The 14,874-nt window shown below is 50.5% G+C and carries 11 protein-coding genes and 1 pseudogene; 6 read left to right on the top strand and 6 right to left on the bottom strand.

What is annotated here, in order from left to right; translation table 11 throughout:
- Nucleotides 1–32: 32 nt before the first annotated feature.
- The 3 genes from ACI1P1_RS14460 to ACI1P1_RS14470 all read right to left on the bottom strand — a co-directional run bounded on the left by ACI1P1_RS14460 (nucleotide 33) and on the right by ACI1P1_RS14470 (nucleotide 6,320).
- Nucleotides 33–221: a hypothetical protein gene (locus ACI1P1_RS14460; protein ID WP_416217103.1), complete on the bottom strand. Its 189-nt coding sequence runs from the start codon at nucleotides 219–221 to the stop codon at nucleotides 33–35.
- Nucleotides 222–464: 243 nt separating this feature from the next.
- Nucleotides 465–2,678: an MMPL family transporter gene (locus ACI1P1_RS14465; RefSeq protein WP_416217104.1), complete on the bottom strand. Its 2,214-nt coding sequence runs from the start codon at nucleotides 2,676–2,678 to the stop codon at nucleotides 465–467.
- Between the two features lie 990 nt (nucleotides 2,679–3,668).
- Complete coding sequence (locus ACI1P1_RS14470) at nucleotides 3,669–6,320, bottom strand: adenosylcobalamin-dependent ribonucleoside-diphosphate reductase (RefSeq protein ID WP_416217144.1); 2,652 nt, start codon at nucleotides 6,318–6,320, stop codon at nucleotides 3,669–3,671.
- A 622-nt stretch (nucleotides 6,321–6,942) separates the two neighbouring features.
- On the opposite strand from ACI1P1_RS14470, the gene dat reads away from it, so the two are divergent.
- Nucleotides 6,943–7,776 carry a D-amino-acid transaminase gene (gene dat / locus ACI1P1_RS14475; protein ID WP_416217105.1) on the top strand — a complete coding sequence of 278 codons (834 nt, stop codon included), beginning with the start codon at nucleotides 6,943–6,945 and terminating at the stop codon, nucleotides 7,774–7,776.
- A gap of 263 nt (nucleotides 7,777–8,039) precedes the next feature.
- Here the strand turns inward: dat and ACI1P1_RS14480 are convergent, their stop codons facing one another.
- Nucleotides 8,040–8,459 carry a hypothetical protein gene (locus ACI1P1_RS14480; RefSeq protein WP_416217106.1) on the bottom strand — a complete coding sequence of 140 codons (420 nt, stop codon included), beginning with the start codon at nucleotides 8,457–8,459 and terminating at the stop codon, nucleotides 8,040–8,042.
- Between the two features lie 274 nt (nucleotides 8,460–8,733).
- Here ACI1P1_RS14480 and ACI1P1_RS14485 point away from each other — a divergent pair, with 274 nt between their 5' ends.
- Nucleotides 8,734–9,285 (top strand): hypothetical protein, encoded by a 552-nt coding sequence (locus tag ACI1P1_RS14485; protein WP_416217107.1) that lies wholly within the window; start codon nucleotides 8,734–8,736, stop codon nucleotides 9,283–9,285.
- Nucleotides 9,286–9,331: 46 nt separating this feature from the next.
- On the top strand, nucleotides 9,332–9,868 hold the full coding sequence (locus ACI1P1_RS14490; protein WP_416217108.1) for a hypothetical protein: 537 nt from the start codon (nucleotides 9,332–9,334) through the stop codon (nucleotides 9,866–9,868).
- A gap of 71 nt (nucleotides 9,869–9,939) precedes the next feature.
- Here the strand turns inward: ACI1P1_RS14490 and ACI1P1_RS14495 are convergent.
- Nucleotides 9,940–10,095 (bottom strand): annotated as a pseudogene (locus ACI1P1_RS14495) (IS256 family transposase); the annotation flags it as partial.
- Nucleotides 10,096–10,493: 398 nt separating this feature from the next.
- Between ACI1P1_RS14495 and ACI1P1_RS14500 the strand changes: the two are divergent.
- The 3 genes from ACI1P1_RS14500 (at nucleotide 10,494) to ACI1P1_RS14510 (ending at nucleotide 14,435) form a co-directional block, all read left to right on the top strand.
- On the top strand, nucleotides 10,494–12,302 hold the full coding sequence (locus tag ACI1P1_RS14500) for a DEAD/DEAH box helicase (RefSeq protein ID WP_416217109.1): 1,809 nt from the start codon (nucleotides 10,494–10,496) through the stop codon (nucleotides 12,300–12,302).
- 7 nt (nucleotides 12,303–12,309) lie between these two features.
- Entirely contained in the window at nucleotides 12,310–13,338 is a 1,029-nt protein-coding gene (locus tag ACI1P1_RS14505) for a YqhG family protein (RefSeq protein ID WP_416217110.1), read from the top strand.
- A gap of 107 nt (nucleotides 13,339–13,445) precedes the next feature.
- On the top strand, nucleotides 13,446–14,435 hold the full coding sequence (locus ACI1P1_RS14510; RefSeq protein WP_416217111.1) for a hypothetical protein: 990 nt from the start codon (nucleotides 13,446–13,448) through the stop codon (nucleotides 14,433–14,435).
- A 115-nt stretch (nucleotides 14,436–14,550) separates the two neighbouring features.
- Here the strand turns inward: ACI1P1_RS14510 and ACI1P1_RS14515 are convergent, their stop codons facing one another.
- Nucleotides 14,551–14,760 (bottom strand): YqzE family protein, encoded by a 210-nt coding sequence (locus ACI1P1_RS14515; protein WP_416217113.1) that lies wholly within the window; start codon nucleotides 14,758–14,760, stop codon nucleotides 14,551–14,553.
- Nucleotides 14,761–14,874: the final 114 nt, after the last annotated feature.

Consider the following 14,874-nt stretch of genomic DNA (forward strand, 5'->3'; position numbering starts at 1 on the left):
AGGCGCATTCCGGTGATGGAATGCGCCTTTTTCTATTTTTTTATATGCAATGTATTTGCTGATTTTTTTATTTTTTGGAGTTTTGCATAACCCATCATGCCTCCAAAAAGAATGAGCACAACTATACCACCAATTATCGTTAGCAAGACCGATAATATTTTCTTCCAAATGTTCTCTAAAAGTGTTGTTTTTCCACCTACTCTCATAACCTGCTCCAACAATTGGGGTTGGCCTCCTCTTCTCTATTCTTGTTTATAAGATCGCGTCTGAAATTCAAAGTAACATTGGATTTTCTTTCCTTAACCTCCGATGCTTCTTCTAAGATCCAACCTGAATTTTCGTAGTAAAAGATGTACAGTGGTTTCATGGTGTTGCTTACTGTAATCTGGATATATTCATAGCGGGTCCCCTTTACTGTGTGGTCCATTCCTTATGCTCCTCTCCAAACTTCGCTCCCGGATAGCTTAGAAATCAGCAGATTCCTTTAGCACCTTTAACTCGATTGGCCGATTGCTGTGGGGCTTGTCGTACTCCTTCATAATGGCCTCTCCTTCAATGTCAAAATTCGGAAGGAGCTTATCGAGCCATTTCGGGAAGTACCAGGCTGATTTGCCCATCAATGTCATAACAGCCGGCACAATTGCCAATCGCACGACAAAGGCATCAAGTAAAACGCCAGCGGCCAGGGTTAAGCCCATCTGCTTAATGATGGGATCGTGAGAAAAGATAAAGCCGGAGAACACGGCAATCATAATAAGGCCTGCCGCGGTTACAACCGTTCCATTTTCATTCAGACCCGCCAGAACGGCTTTTTTGGCGTCGCCTGTATGAGCATATTCCTCTCTCATCCTGCTTACCAGGAATACTTCATAGTCCATGGATAACCCGAACAAAATACCGATGGCGAGAACAGGCAGCAAGAACAATACCGCGCTCGAACCAGGGAAACCGAATAGATCCAGGAAATGGCCGTCTTGCACAACAAAGACCGTAAAGCCCAGGGTAGCACCGATGGAAAGAACGAACCCCAGTACTGCTTTTAATGGTACAAGGATGGAACGGAATACAACCATCATGAGCACAAAGGCAAAGACAACAATCAGAACAGCAAACACCGGCAAGGCACCCATGATTTGATCTGATACATCAATGTTCACAGCAGTAGCTCCTGTTACCATTAAAGACATGTTGTTCTCGTCGGAAAGATCTCTGATTTCTTTCACCAGCTCCTTGGTTTCCGGTGCATTAGGACCATCTTCAGGGGTTACACTTAATAAGAATAATTCACCCTTCTGGTTTGGCATGGCGGGAGAAGCCTTAACCACATGATCCAACTCATTCAACTTCTTGGACAGGGCTGCCAATTTATCAGGGGATGCATTTTGTTCATTCGCCGGATCCGCAATCACAACTAGCGTTGAATGGAACCCTTCTCCATAAGCCTCGGTTAACAAATCATAGCCTTGCCGTTCCGCCGTTTCATACGGCTTGTTGCCGCCATCAGGAAGTCCCAGGTTCAGATGAAAGAATGGAACCATCATAACGGTTAATGCCACAATACCAACTACTGACACGATAAGCGGTCTCTTCGTAACAAAGCTGCCCCATTTATTCGTACCGCTTTTCTTATCTGAACGGGTTACCTTAACCAATAACCGGTTGCTCTTCTCCGGCTTCATCCTATGTCCCATTAATCCCAGGATAGCCGGCACAACTACAATGGCCACGATAATCGATAATAGAACCACTACTGCAGTTGCGACCCCCATCACTGTCATAAACGGTATCTGAACAACCATAAGTCCCAATAAGGCGATGATGACAGTAATACCTGCGAACACAACAGCATTCCCGGCGGTACCGTTGGCAATGGCGATTGATTCCTGAACGGTATACCCTTTTTTCAATTGCTGCTTGAACCTGGAGAAGATAAATAAGGAGTAGTCAATGCCTACAGCCAGGCCGAGCATTGCAGCCAGAGTAAGGGATATGGACGGAATATCAAAGTAATTCGTACCTACCAAAATCAGCAGAACACCGGTTCCAACCCCGATCAGCGCGATCAGTATCGGCATTCCGGCTACCAGCAGCGAAACAAACGTTAGCGCCAATATGACATAGGCTAAAGAAACACCCAATATCTCGCCGGGGCCACCTCCTGCTTCGGTTTTCTCAAATTCCACCGTTCCTCCTAAACCGGTCTGCATGCCTTTATCTTGTAGGATACTTAAACTCTCTTCCACCAGTTCCTTGGATGCTTGACTCACTTCAGCCGCCGGCGAATGATAGGTAATGACTGCATAACCAATCTGCTTATCCGGATTTATATTAGCCAGTTTATCAGGAGCTGCAACAGAGTTAACCGCCGGGTCCTCTTTAATCTTCGCGAGCATTTCTGTAACAACAGCTTTATTCTCTTCTGCGTTCAAGGATTCATTGGGTGGTGCCTTCATCACGATGTATGCTTGACCAGCTTGTTTGCCCCCCGTAAATTCTTCCTCTAAAACCTTTAGGGCTTTCTCAGATTCCGTACCCGGTATGGATACGTCCTCTGTAAATGCGGTACCCATATTCATAATGACACCACCTAATACAGCCATAAGCAGAATGAAGGTCAAGATGACCTTCTTGCTATTGGATCCTGCCCATTTTCCCAAATGAAATAAAAATTTCGACATGGTCCCAACTCCTCCCGATTCCTATCTTTTCTCTTGATGTGATTATCATACCGCAAATACCAAAGCTTGAACTCGTACGTACGGGCATGCCCTTTTGGGCAAAAAGGGAAAAAAAATACTCGGAAATTAAATCCGAGTACTTTTCTCTCCGTAAACTATCATGAAAGTGTTGCAGAATTAATTAGAAAAAGGGGCTCTCAAACTCGCGTGGCTTCGTTTATGTAGTACGCTACAAACGCTACGAGACACAAAGTATCGAGGCAGCCGGGATTGTAGTCTACGGATTACCTGCTTGAATTGGTCTCCTTTACCCCTATACCACGCCCATGGTCAATTTCCGGACGATTTCGCTCAACGAAAACAATCAACCTTTTGAAATGAATTTTCTTATTAAAAAGTTTCTAATTGAAATAATGATGATTTCAGGAACTAAGACAATAATTACAAATAGTATGAAAATTAATGGTAATGATGAACTAAAAATAACTGCGGATTGACTCTCTCTATTCACTTCAATCAGAAAGTACCATAAAGGAACCGAAACAACCCACATGATCAATGTTGAAATCAGTAAGTATCGAACATTTTTCCATAAAAAACAAAATAGAAGGGATATGGCCATTGGTAAAATCCATGTGTCTATCTCTTTACGGAAGCTCAAAAGTACAAAAATGAGCAAAGGATATAGGATTAAGATAGGTAATTGAAGCTTCCTATTTGAATATAAACTCATAAATAGCTCCTCTTCATAAAAATAGTTTTAAATGAATAATTAAAACCATAGATAAAAGAAATTCTTTTATTATCCCGTTAAGATTGACACAAATTTTCGTCCCCCTCATCTAGTCTAGGGTTTTCATTGCAATACATATTTCCACTAAATACCAAGAAAAGCCGTCCCTTAACCTTAGGACGGCTTTTCTTTGCTGGTCTTATGATATTTATTTAGCCCTTTTTTTTTGCCAGACCTTAAAATTTTACTGCAATGCCTCAACTACACCGGCTATACCCGCAGCTGGTACAGGTTTTGCACCCGTCCGACGGGATCAGCGAGGCGCTGCCGCAGCTGGGGCAGATGTCCTTGCTGACGGTGCCCAGGTCCAGGCTGCTGTGGCCGTGACCGTGGCCGCCTTGGGCGTCGTGGCCATGATCCGCTGCCGCGGGAGCGTGGCTGTGGGCGGCGGCTTCGGCTGCTGCGGTGACATACGCTGAGCTGTTATGCGCGGCGGCGGCGGCGTTGGCCTGCACGTGCATTTCCAGCGATTTGGCGACAGCGTCGGCGATGGACTCCACTCTGTTGGCGCCGAAGCCGATGGCGCCGGAACCGCCGATGCCCTTCAAGTGTTTAATCAGCAGGGCTTCCTTGTTGCCATGATTGCCGTAGCGCAGGAACAGGGAGCATACCCGGCCCAGAGCCTCGGACATGGCGAACACGTCGGAGCCTGCTTTGCCTACGTTCAGGAAGATTTCGCTGGGGATACCGTCCAGATCGTTGATGGTGATATAGGCCATCCCGAATGGTGTGTTTACCTTATAGGTTGCGCCGCGGAGTACCTGCGGACGGCGTTTGTATTGATTATCGAAAACCTGCTCGGTTTTCTTGTCCACGTTGACGGCGAGGGCCGAGCCGATGGCTTCAAAAGACTCATTTTCCACTTTCTCTTGCTCCGGCTTCACTTCTTCTGCAACCGGCTCCGCTTCCTTCTTGTCCTCCTTCTTCTCGGTGGACAATACCTGCACATCGCGGCTGCCGTCCCGGTAGATGGTGACACCCTTACAGCCCAGATCGAAGGCCAACTCATACAAGCGTTCGGTTTCCTCCACCGTAAAGTCGGCAGGGCAGTTGGCGGTTTTGGAGATGGAGCTGTCCACCCAACGCTGGATGGCTGCTTGTGCCCGGATATGGTCCTCTGCGGACAGGTTCATTGCGGTGACGAAATAATCCGGCAGCTCCTCCCCGGGATGTGCATCCTTCCACTCCTGGGCAATCGGAACAAGCTGCTTGTCGAAGCCCAGGCGGCTTTGACGGAAATATTCAAAGGCGAAATACGGCTCGATCCCGGTGGAGGTGCCCACCATGGTTCCGGTGCTGCCCGTAGGCGCCTGAGTAATCACGGTTACATTGCGCATTCCCTTGGCCTGGATAGCGGCTCCCACTTCGGGGAAGGCCTCCACCATATTTTTCATAAAGCCGCTTTGCAGATATTTCTCCGCATCGAACTTCTTGAAGCTGCCCTTCTCCTCCGCAATCTCCGCAGAAGCCAGATAGGACTCCTTGGCCATAAAACCGTAGAGCTTGTCCAGGAATTCCAGAGATTCCGGGCTGCCGTAACGGATCTCCAGCTTGATCATCAGCTCGGCCAGACCCATGGAGCCCATGCCCACCCGGCGCTCGTTCAGCTGATTCTCCTTATTTTCTTCGAAATGGTAAGGAGTCTTGTCAATAACATTGTCCAGGAACCGGGCGGAATAGCGCACCACCCGGCCCAGCTCCTCCCATGCCACATCATGCTTCTCGGCATCGTAGAAACGGGACAGATTCACAGCGGACAGGTTGCATACGCCCCAAGCCGGCAGACCTTGCTCGCCGCAGGGGTTGGTGCAGATGATCGGGTTGAAATACCAGCTGTTGGACATCTGGTTATAATATTCCATAAAGACCACGCCGGGTTCGGCGGATTTCCAGGCTGATTCGATAATGGTATGCCAGATGTCACGGGCTCTGACGGTTTTGTAGACCTTGACGGCCTTGCCCTTGGCTTTCCATTCATCCAGATCGCCGTTCCATACGGCATCATATTCGCTGTCGGAGGTATCCGGGAACACCAGCTCCCAGTCCAGATCCTCCTTCACCGCTTTCATAAAACCGTTGCTAACGCACACGGAGAGGTTGGCGTTGGTGATTTGGTTCATGGTTTGTTTGACGGTGATAAAGTCCATCACGTCCGGATGCCAGTCATTCATCATCAGCATCAGAGCACCGCGCCGGCTGCCGCCCTGCTCGATAAGACCGGTAGTGTAGCTGAACAAACCGCCCCAGGATACTGCACCTGACGAGGAGCCGCTTACGCCACGAACAATCGACCGGCGGGGACGCAGAGAGGACAGGTTAATGCCGACTCCGCCGCCACGGGACATAATCTCCGTCATTTCGGACAGGGTGGACATAATGCCGCCACGGCTGTCATGGGGAGACGGAACCACGTAACAGTTGAACAGGGTCAGTTCATCGCTGGCATCCGCACCTGCGGCGATCCGTCCGCCGGGCACCAGCTTCCAGTCATCCAGTATGTAGCGGAATTTCTCGGTCCATTCCTGGCGTTTCTCAGGTGTGGCTTCTACAGAAGCCATGGCTTTGGCCAGACGGTCCCACAGCTCCTCGGGGCTCTGCTCCTTGGTCAACGTCAGCTTTTCGATGGAGGATTCCACCATTTCCCCGCTGCGCAGCTTAATGGTGACCTGTTTGCCGTTTCGGGCTACTACTGTCCCCACTTCCTTAGCGGGGAACTTCGGATCGTCCTTGGTCAGCACCAAAACCGCATCCCCTACCTTGGTATTGTTCGTGTCGGGGTCCTTCATCGCATAGCGGTCCAAAAATATTTTTTCGCTAAGCCCCTCCAATTTCGATTGCTTCAGTTGCATGGTTTCCACATGAACACCCTCCCGGATAGGTTTATTTCGACTTGACAAAACATCTGGAATATGTTCTATAAAGAGGCAGAACGTTCAAGATATAGTGCGAGAAGTCCATTATACACCACTATATGTAGTGATTCTAATAAAATAAAGACGAAATTGGCGATTCTGTGCCGACAGGCCGGGAAGAAGCTTTTATTTTCTCGGTCTGGCTCACTTTTTCGTGGTCAATAAAAGATTGCGTCTTCTTCACCCTGCGTACCAATATGGGTCCCTGCACGAATTTTAACGGAAGACGGTTTCCGTTATTTGCTGCGGTAGGGCTCATGGCGGCACGTTAGCGGAAAGCTATTTCCGTTATTTCGCCTTCCTTAGAGGCTCCGAGTGAATTCTGACCCGGATAACGGAAACTCGCTTCCGCTATTTCGGGCGGTAGTAGCCTTGCAGGTGAATAGCGGAAATTCGGTTCCGTTATTTCCAAATATAGTGCCGTCCTCTATAGTAGATCGGCTTCATAAACAGCTATTGGGGACATTCAGCGCTGCCCATTCGACCCCCCTGTGCAATTCCGCGCGAATAGGGGTAAAATAGGGAAAACCTACTTTTGCCAAAAAGGAGCTTGTCCGCCATGAAATTTCTCCATAATCTCACCATTACGGATTACCAGGACGCGACGATACACCCGGATGACCGGGGTTATTACTTTGGGGACGGCATCTATGAGGTCTTCCGGATCTACAACGGACGCCTGTTTCAGGAGGATGCCCATCTGGTCCGGCTGGCCCGCAGTGCTGCTGAGCTCAGGATTCCTCTCCCCTACGGCCTTCCGGAAATCACCGGGCTGATGTACAAGCTGCTGGAGGAGGACCCGGTGGAAGAAGGGATCCTGTATCTGCAGATCACCCGCGGCGCCGCTCCCCGGGGCCATGCCTTCCCGCCGGAGGGCACCCAGCCCGTCTTGACCGCTTATTGCAAGCCTCTCCCCCGGAACCGGGACAAGATTACCGGCGGCATCCGCATCGTATCCGTGCCGGACATCCGGTGGCTGCGCTGCGACATCAAAACCCTGAACCTGCTGGGTAACGTATTGGCCAAGCAGGAGGCCGTTGAACGCGGAGCCGACGAGGCCGTGCTGCACCGCAGCGGAACCGTGACGGAATGCAGCTCCTCCAACATTATGATGGTCAAGGACGGGACGTTATGGACTCATCCGGCAGATAACCTGATTCTGCCCGGCATCACCCGCCAGGTTGTGCTGGAGCAAGCCCGTACTGTGGGTATTCCGGTACAGGAGGCGGTCTTTAGCCTGGAGGAGCTGTACAGCGCCGATGAGGTGTTGATCACAGGAACCACCACCGAGGTGACACCGGTCATTCTCATCGACGAAACACCTATTGCAGGAGGACAGCCCGGCCCGATCACGCGGCAGCTGCAGCGGGAATACCAAACCTTATTTATGTAGAAAACAGTCACTTCATCAGCATACTAAACAGGGACGCGGAAAGCCATCATCCGTTCGTCCCTGTTTTTTTGTGGGGAATTCAACCAAGTTTTTTGCCACATCTATAAATTAATAATAATTGATATAAGCTTATCTTGCTCCAGGCTATTCCATTGAAGATTGAGGTTCTTATCGATCCCCGCAAAAATTAATTTAACCGCTGCAAGCGAAACATTATGTACTAGTAAGGTGTTAGTAAGGGCTAAACGAAAAAGTAGGTTTTATTACTGATTGAGAAGCTCTGCTCTTCGTTTTGAACTTACTTCTATCTTTGGTCGTGAACCGGCTTTAGCAACATTAGTTCTAATTTCAGCAAGTAGTTGCTCTTTTTCTAGTCCGTTTGTAAATACACGATTATTTAAATTAACATTGGTTTTTTTGTTTACTAACTCAATGTAGCCTTGTGTTGGATTAACAAGTGTTAATGGCTCAGATTCGCCATAATATGCTAAATATAAAATATACTTTGCTGCTTGTTTTAGATAAACTTCATCATCAATAATATAATTTTTTCCGTTGTGCATTCCTCCAAGTTGTTTGATTTGAATTTTCTCTCCTGAATGGAAGCTTCCTTTTAAAACTTCATCTACTTCAAAATCAGAAACAGTGAAGACCTTTAAGTTAACAAGAAGGACACATAACAAATCAAGCTATTTGTTGATAAATTGTCATAATTCTTATGATTTTTGCATTACGATTCTTTAAATAATGTTATATAACTCTAGCTAAGAATTGTTTTGTAATTTTTGGATACTTAACCCGATTTTCGGTTTTAATTTCCGCAGAAACTTCAACATAAATCTGAATTATATCTCCCACGATAAGGTACGATCGCTTGTAACAATCGCATCTTGTGATTTTAGGCGGTTAAGTTATTATGATTTACAGTTTGTTGATGGCTTAAGGAGGTTAGATAATTTGGGAAAGATAAAGCGAAGAAAAAAGCTCTTATTGCCGGTCATATTTATTGCAGTTTTTGGTGTAGGGTTCGGGATAGGCCGACTGACTGATGGGCCGATTGGCCAAGTGATTCGAACGCTGCAGATAAGACGAGCATTTGTGCAAATTCGTGATGAAGTTCGAATTAACAGCATTTTGCCGCCTGCGCCTGATGTTTCAATAAATGCCCAGCCTATTCCGGTAGTGCTCGGTGAGTATGAGTGGGTCTCTGCATCCGGCCGGAAATCTAAGAGGGATGCTTACGGGGAGGAAGAAATAAAAAAACTGGTTCCGGTGATAGCCACTGCTGGTGCAAAGGTAATGATAGATCGCGGCGAAATAAATAATCCTGTATTCGGAAGGGGAATACATTCGTTACGTTTCGGCCTTGCTGACGAATCCGACATAGAAGAGAGTTCAAGTTTTATAACTGTGCCGGAAGCTCCAGGATTATACAGGTATCGAATTGATTGTGAATGGATGATGGATCAAGGTCAAGCCGTTTTCTATTTTGCTCTAGAGGTCCAATAATCATTTTGGCGGAACACAAAGCTAAAAAAGAGGAAGGAGGAAACAGATGAAGAAGAGGGGAGTGCGGGGAAGCTTCGTTGTCTTGATTTCGTTGCTGCTTTTAACTATAGGTTTTTTTATCGGAAAGCTTACTGATGGATCGCTTAAGGAACTAACGCAGAAAATGGATAAACAGCAGCAGTATTTTGCATTGCTGAAAGAGGTTTATATTGACGAAGGCTGGCCTCCTACACCGGAAGTTACCGTGAATGACCGCCTCATTGATTTGAAAGTAGGATATGTTAGCTGGTCTAATCGAGGGGGGGCTTATACACAGGATGCTTCCGACGTGCTGACAATGGATTTGCCAGCAGTAATAGTTCCAGGCGGAGCGACCATTCAGATTAAGCCTGGAAAAGTTAACAATCACGGTGCACCGATTGCTGGAATCAAGTCACTATCTTTGCGATATGCTGATGGAAAAAAAGAGAAGAACATATTTCAGGTTCCTGAACAGCAAGGTCTTTATAGGTATCGGATTGACGTTAAATGGAAACTGGATCAAGGTAATGCTTCTTTCTATTTCTCACTTCAAGTAGAGTAGTTATGGTTATAGACTAGCGTTCCTTTGCAGGTGACATCCATCGATACCAAACGATCTTGTTGATCACTTTGGGAAATGAGCGTAGGCGATACCTCAATACCATCGTTTCAGCAATGATTCTAAAATTCGCGGTTGCTCACCCCTTTGGCGTTCAAGGCGATAATCTGGTCCTCGATGCCGGTCACGTTTTTCTAGTGCTTTTTCACCACAACAGGCTTGACTCCACCCCATTCGGTCTCCGTAGTTGTTCTTTTGTCCAAAGTCCCATGTATTCTCCCCAACTTTAATACAGTACCACTGGTTGTAGAACCGCCACACGCTACTCTACTCAGGCTTCCGCAACCACATCCATCTCTCCGAGATGCTGCAGCCTCTGTCTGCTTCGTCACAGTCAAGGCATCGTCCTCCCACAACAATGATATCGAAATCTTCATTCCACCTCCCTCCGCGCCACATTATCTATCAAACATAACCTTGGCTCCATTCCATTATCTGCACAACTGAGACATTTCGGTAGCTTCCGCTCCCTCCCCGTTCCTTCCCCCACTCCACGTTATGAAAACCCAGCAATTGGTTCATACTATAGGATACTGCCTGATGTATGCTGACGATGGAGGTGTGTGGCATGAGCGAACCAACAGCGCCGGAAGAGACGGTCCGGGCCTTAAGCAGCATTCTGGAGATGCACATCGACCGCAGCTGGCTTACCGAGATGCGGCAGCGGGAGGAAAAAAACGGCCCCTGGGACGACTGGACCCTGTTCCAGCTGGCCTACGAGGCGGAGGCGTCCCGTCTGGTGGGAAGCTTCGACGAGCTGCTCTGCCTGAAGCATCTGACCCAGGTGGAGCCGATGGCCCATCAGCTGGAGACGGCACGCCGGGTGCTCCTGGAGATGCGGGGCCGGGCCATTCTGGCCGACGAGGTCGGTTTGGGCAAAACCATCGAAGCCGGGCTGATTCTGAAGGAATATATCGTGCGCGGCCTGGTCAAAAAAGCGCTGATCCTGGTCCCCGCCTCCCTGGTGCTGCAATGGGTGCGGGAGCTGAACTCCAAATTCGGCATCCCTGCCGCCGCCCAGAAGAAGGAATACATGTGGGAGCAGTGCGACATCATCGTCGCCTCCATGGATACGGCCAAGCGGGATCCCCACCGGGAGATCGTCCTGAACATGGACTATGACATGGTCATTATCGATGAGGCCCACAAGCTGAAGAACAAAAAAACAACCAACTACCAATTTGTCAGCGAGCTGCGCAAAAAATACTGCCTGCTCCTTACTGCCACGCCTGTCCAGAATGATCTGAAGGAGCTGTACAACCTGATCAACGTGCTGAAGCCGGGCCAACTGGGCGGCCAGGGCCAATTCCAGTCCTCCTTCATTCTGAGCAAACGCACCCCCAAAAACGAGCGTGGCCTCCAGGACGAGCTGTCCAAAATCATGATCCGCAACCGGCGCAGCGACGGCGGTGTGACGTATACCAAACGCAAGGTACGCAATGTCACCCTGGAGCTTTCCCCGGAGGAAATGGAGCTGTACAACGGGGTCACCGACTTTGTGCGGCAGCGGTACGAGGAATCCCAAGGGGATCTCTCTGGGATTCTGTCTCTCGTGACGCTCCAGCGGGAGGTCTGCTCCAGCCGGGATGCGGTGTTCCTGACCTTGTTCAATATGTTCAAAAAAATGCCCGAGGACTCCCCCGTCCGCGGCCGCATCAACGAGCTGGTCCAGCTTATCAAGGGTATCAAGGCCAACACCAAGGCGGAAAAAGCGCTGGAGCTCATCGAAGAAATCAATGACAAGGTGATTATTTTCACCGAGTACCGGGCCTCCCAGGAGTACCTCCTCCATTATTTGAAGGAGCGGGGCATCTCGGCAGTCCCGTACCGGGGCGGCATGAACCGGGGCAAAAAGGACTGGATGATGGACCTCTTCCGTACCCGGTCCAGAGTACTGGTGGCCACGGAGGCGGGCGGCGAGGGCATTAACCTGCAATTTTGCCACCATATGATCAACTTCGATTTGCCGTGGAACCCCATGCGGGTGGAGCAGCGGATCGGCCGGGTGCACCGGCTGGGCCAGACCGAGGACGTGATCATCCACAATATGTCCACCAAAGGCACCATTGAAGAGCATATCCTGTCCCTCCTGCATGAAAAAATCAACATGTTTGAGATGGTCATCGGCGGCCTCGACGCCATTCTGGAGCGGATCGAGAAGAAATCCGCCAGCCTGGAAAGCCTGCTCCTGCGGATGTCCCTGGAGTCCCGCAGCGATACGGAGCTGCGCAGCAGAATGGATGAGCTGGGAGCACAATTCCATAACGTGCGGCAGGAAGTGGAGGAGGAAGAGCACAAGACCGGAACGGGCTTGCCTGCAGCCTTCATGGCCTCTGCCCAAAACGCCCCCCCGCCCAACACCATCTCATGGAGGTGAGAACAGCATGAACCGGGAGATGATCGAAAGCTTCGTACACCGGTATCTGGATGCCACCGGCAGCCAGGTAACAGAGAAAAATGACGGCTGGATCACTGTGCAGCTGTCGCCGGAGGCGGACAAGGACCTGATGAACCGCTCCTATTATTGGGGCTTCGTGGAGCGTACGGGAGCAGCTCCGGAGCCTATGCAGTTCACCTTTATTTTTGACCCGGAGACGTACAGTGCCAAAACAGCACCGCCTCCACGCCAAGCCGTTCCTGTTCCTCCCCCGGCTCCGGCCGCAGGCAATGGCGTTCCGGGATCTGCTCCTGCCACAGGAGAGCCCGCAACCGCTGCCCCGCAGAGTGACAGCATTCTGGGTCGGTATTTCGGCGTCACGACCGTCATCTCCTCCGGTTATGGCCGCATCCCCAGCGATGTAATGGCCTTCGGCAGCCGCCGGATGGAGCAGCTGTTCGGCGTGGTCAAGGCACGTGGCCAGTTTGTCCGCCTGTTCGAGAGTCCGGACCCAACGGTGCTGAATCCGTATGCTTCCTTGGGCTACTCTACCTGGCTCTGTGTAAATTACAAGGTGGAGCTGATCTGCGATATGAAGCGGGACGAGCTCCATTCCCTGGGCATCAACATGGCTACGGGGCAGATTGTGGAGGGCTTTTATGACCGGGTCAAAAAACGCCGCCTCACGCCCCAGATTCCGCCTACTATCCACCTGCAGCATGCCGCATTGTCCGTGGACCGGGCCGTAGCCCAGCTGGAGAATTTCCTCGGGGACAAGGTCAGCACCTATGATCAGACATGGTCGGTGGAGGCCTGGAAGCGGCTGAAGGAGGAATGGAGCCGGATCGACAGCTACTATGGTGAGCTCCTGCGGAGCGTGGAGCCCTCCCAAAAATCGGAGGTAGAGGAGCAGTACAAAGCCCGGGAGCAGGAAATCGACTGGCAATACCGCCCTCGGATTGCAGTGTCCGTCACGAACTGCGGTTTCTTTCATCTCTATGAGGGAATGCGGACACCAATTGACCCCAGTCGCTAAATGTTCTTAAAAAAAGCAAGGCGCTTGTCCGCAAAAACAAACAGTCTTTTTGCCGCCGTTCCGCTAAGCTGAATATAACGTTTTCAATTGAAAGTTGGTGTAAAGCTTTGGCACATTGGACAAGAAGAATGGCCTCTGCTGTCCTTCTGGGCAGCCTGCTGGCGGTTTGGTCCCTTGCCCCCTCCGCTTTGGCAGAGCCTCCTGTTGCGGAAGTGACGGCAGGACAAGCCACGGTACAGAATGGACAAGTCCTGGCTCTGGGAAACACGCCTGACAGCACCCGGCAGTCTCCCGAAGGGGAAGCAGCTGCATCCGGCATGACTCCGGTTATCCGCTCCTGGGTGGACGCATTGGCGGGTGAACCGGGCTTCGAGAGCTGGTCTGCCGCATCCTGGACCGTCTATCCCCTTGGCCCCGGCACCCACAGCTGGGTGGTGCTGCTTCAGGCAGATGCCCAGGAGGTCGGTTACCTAGTTCTAACCGCCGACGGGGACGGCTACCGTCTTCAAGAGTACGGGCAGGGCGAATATCCCCTGTTCAGCATGAATACGCTGCAGCGCAGTTTGGCGCAGCGGGGACTTATTTCCGAATCCAATCCATCCATGACCATATCCCGCATCTATGCGGCGCCTCTGCAGGGAGTCTGGCGGATCGAAGGCGCAGCAGATGAACCGCTTTATCTGGATGCCAAAACCGGAGAGGAACTTCCTCCTCTCGATAACTGGGTTCAAGAACAGAAAGCAGGAGCAGGTCAAGCCTCCTCTGCTTATAATAGATCAGCGGCAGAGCAGCCCGGCAGCTTAAAACACACCTTGATCAAAATGTCCTTCGACCCGTTCCTGAAGCCTGTTTGGCTGAAGGGCAGCCCACAGCCGGAGCTGGACTTTACTGCGTGGAAGGCCGGGCCGATCAGCTCGGAGGAAACACCTGTCACCTATCTGGGCAAATGGTACGGCGGCAAAGCCCTGTACCCTCTGGCTGCAACAGGCTTCCATGAATGGAGCCACGCCGGGCCTTTTCTCCGGCTGGAGCATGAGGGTGCCCGGTATGTGCCTTACGCCGCGGCAGTGAAGCTGGGCCGCTTTTTTACCCCTTAATGGTTCTCCTCCTATTCACATATAGAAAAGCTGCAGAAGCGCTGCCGTCACCGGCTCATGCTTCCACAGCTTTTCATCACCAGTCCGTCCCATAAGCGGCTGCTCCGGCAGCTCCTTAATCGGGAGTGGGCTGTTTTTTTCGTTTCTGCTCCCTCCACACCTTAATGGACAACGGCAGCAAACCAAACCACCGGACCGTCCAGGGGGTGCTGTTGCGGATGGTGCGCCGCTCCTGACGGTGCTGCTTGCGCACCTCCGTAGGGGTGTCGATATACGTGACCACCTGCTGGGTAATGTATTTGACCAAGTCATCGCTTTTCGCCATGTGCAAACTCCTTGTCATCTGGGATGTGATTGCCTATCGTTTTCAGTTTCCCCAGCATCTCCCCTCCCTAAACTTGTCCTGCCTGCCGCCGGGGTGAAGGGATTCTTTAGTTAA

It is taken from the genome of Paenibacillus mesotrionivorans (assembly GCF_046098205.1).
Lineage (GTDB): Bacteria > Bacillota > Bacilli > Paenibacillales > NBRC-103111 > Paenibacillus_AR > Paenibacillus_AR mesotrionivorans.